Here is a 2405-nt window from a genome sequence, read left to right on the forward strand (position 1 = left end):
CTGCCCGAGCGGCACTGTCCGCCTGTGCACGCCAATGGTCACACCCCGATGCGCGGACACCCCCGGCCCACATCCGTGTTAAAACGGATCGCCGTAACTGTGACCCCGTGTCACTTCACCCCCCTGACTTTTTACCCCCGATAATGACAGTTATCGGTACTGACCTGCGCGCACGCAGGAGGCATGGGTGAGCAGCGACATCCGTCCGGCACCTACGAGAGTGACGTCACTGCAGGGAAGGGGCCTCAGACCCGCCCGCCGGTCATTTGAGTGCGGAGTTGAGCGCCTGTTCTGAGCGCTGATCGAAGTGCTATCCATGACCGGCCCGACCTGGAGGGCAGGGTCAAGGAGCCTCACCTCTCGAGGGTCGGCCGGCCGCCGCCGCCAGAGTCCTCGGTATCCCCAATGTTGCGGAGCACCACGCCGTGGTGGCCGACGCCGCTGGTAAGCGACCTCGGCGGCGCCTCCCGGCTCCCTACCTCGAGGTGTTGCCGGCCGGGGTCGGGTATGCAGGCACACGCGTCGGACGCATCACCATGTGCCGACGGTGAATGCGTCATCGTTCGCAGCCGATACCTGGTGCGTTGACGCCAGGTGTCCTGTCCATGGCGGGTGGTGTGAGGTTCTGGGTGCGTTGCCCGGTAAGCGCGCTCTGCTCACGGCTGCGGGAGGGGGCGGGGGACACTGCGGCACTCACCGAGTCGGCGGCTGCGGCCGTGTCGATGACCTTTGCGGCGTGGTCGAGGAGGGTGGTGCGCACGGGTGGGGGGAGGCGGGCCTGCCGGTCGTGGTGGAGGTCGCGGGCGGTGACCCAGGCGGCGGGGCCTTGTGGCGGGCCGGCAGTGCTGGTGGCCATGGCGTGGGCGCCTCGGGCTGCAGCGGTGAGGTCGGGGTCGTCGAGGGCGTCGTGGACGACGTGGGCGAGGTCGACGGTAGCGCTGAGGCCGCGCTGGAGACTGGTCGTCGCGTCTTGAAGGTCGACACGGTCGGCCATGAGTGTGGGGCTGGTGAACCCGTGCTGGTCGTGGGTGATGTCGCGCAGGGCTGCCCGGACGTTGTTGCCGGCGAGTAGGAGCTCAGGGTCGAGACGGCGCTGCCGTCCGATCATCTGGCCGAGGTCCGTGCCGAGCTGGCCCCAGGCCTGCTCGAGGCCGGCGAGGGCGGGGCGGATCCGGTCGGTGTCCGGGTGCGGGCCGCGGAGTCCGCGGCTATCGGCGGCGGCGGTGATGACGCTGGTCGCGAGGGCGAGGTCCTGTTGAACGCGTACGACGTAGGCGATGTTGGCGGCGGACGGTGGAGCCGCGAGGCTGCGGTGGGCCTGCAGGTGCCATCGGGCGACGGCGCGGTCGAGCCCGACGATCTCGCTGCGGTCTCGGTGGGCGCCGGCGAGGGCGGTGGGCCACCGAGGGTGCAGGTAGGACCCGGCGAGGCGTTCGACGGCGCTGACCCGTTCCCTGGCGTCTCGCGCGTGCCGGATCGAGTCCCCCGGCGCGAGTGTCTTGCGGGTGTCGAGGCGCTGTTGGAGCGAGCGGGTGTGCCCGGTAAGCGCGGTGCTGACGCCGTGGGACGAGACATAGAGGATGTGCATGATCCGGGTTCGGGCGGCTTCGGAGTCGAGGTGCCCGGTCTCGGACAGGGGCGCGGTGGGGTGGCGTCGGGCGGTGACCAGTTCGGCTGCTCGGACCAGGGTGTCGGCGACGATTTCCAGGTGCGGGTCGGTCGGCCCGGTTCCTGGCCACCCGGTGCGCTGCTGGGTGCGGTGGAGGTGCGTGGCGACCTGGTGGATGCGGGCCATGCTGAGCTCGGCGTCCGGGTCGGGGATGGCCTGCCACAGCTCGGCTGCGGCCTCGACGACCTCGCCGAAGGTGCGCACCTTGGCTGTCGCGGTGTCTGGGTCGGGGTCCCAGAGCAGGTCTCGGGAGGTGAGGTCGGCATCGAGGAGAAGCTCACCGACGCTGCGCCCGTCAACGTCGTCGGCGTCGCCGTCGATGTCGATGTCGCCGCTGTGGGCGTCGACCCCGGTCACGTGCCGGCCTGTCGGGCGAGCTCAACCAGCTCGACGATGACACCTGATGCGCCGGGCGGGAACTTACACCGCCAGGGGTGAGGCGCCCGGGGTATGGCTGGGCAGCGGCATGACTGGTCTGGTGGGTGTGGCCGCCGGCGATCCGGTCACCGCGGAGCAGATGCTCAACCTGTTCGGCTCGGGCCATCACCCGCTGGCCGGGCAGCTGCGCGCGCAGGCCGTCGCAGAGGGCCTCGACGACCGCGCCCAGGTCCGGGCAGCGTGGCTGGGCCAGCCGTACCGGGTGTACGCCAACTGAAACAAACCGAAATGTCCATATTACTATCCCGATTGTCATCGACACACTTCACACGAGTATTCACTAAAAAGGGGACATCAA

The 2405-nt window shown here is 69.6% G+C and carries 2 protein-coding genes; one reads left to right on the forward strand and one right to left on the reverse strand.

Annotated features, from left to right (window positions below; all coding sequences use genetic code 11):
• Positions 1–556: 556 nt before the first annotated feature.
• Complete coding sequence (locus Q0R63_RS24215; protein ID WP_295702938.1) at positions 557–2026, reverse strand: hypothetical protein; 1470 nt, start codon at positions 2024–2026, stop codon at positions 557–559.
• A gap of 46 nt (positions 2027–2072) precedes the next feature.
• Between Q0R63_RS24215 and Q0R63_RS24220 the strand changes: the two genes are divergently transcribed.
• Positions 2073–2324: a relaxase domain-containing protein gene (locus tag Q0R63_RS24220; RefSeq protein ID WP_295702941.1), complete on the forward strand. Its 252-nt coding sequence runs from the start codon at positions 2073–2075 to the stop codon at positions 2322–2324.
• Positions 2325–2405: the final 81 nt, after the last annotated feature.

Source organism: Lapillicoccus sp. (assembly GCF_025353065.1).
Classification (GTDB): Bacteria; Actinomycetota; Actinomycetes; order Actinomycetales; family Dermatophilaceae; genus Lapillicoccus.